Source organism: Gilvimarinus sp. 1_MG-2023, from assembly GCF_030548285.1.
On sequence record NZ_JAUOSC010000966.1, the window covers coordinates 1 to 274 of the forward strand.

At 51.8% G+C, this 274-nt stretch carries 1 protein-coding gene; it reads right to left on the bottom strand.

The genetic code is table 11. From position 1 onward, the window contains the following. A partial coding sequence (locus Q4563_RS19745) for a hypothetical protein (RefSeq protein WP_303605728.1) occupies positions 1-274 on the bottom strand: 274 nt, incomplete at both ends.

Genomic DNA, 274 nt, shown 5'->3' on the forward strand with positions numbered 1-274 from the left:
CCGTTGAAGGAACCATTGGCATTAAACGCTTGCACAAAGATCGAATAGTCACCGTCGCTATCCCTTCCGTACCAGGTCACCACATAGGCGCCAGCACTGCCCACGGCGGCGATTTGAGGATCAACATCATACCCACCCAGTGTTTCCAGCTGTATCGTGGCACCGTTTAAAGAGCCATCAGCATCAAACGCTTGCACAAAGATCGAATAGTCATTGTTGCTATCGACCCCATACCAGGTCACTACATAGTCGCCATCAGTGCCCACCGCAGTGA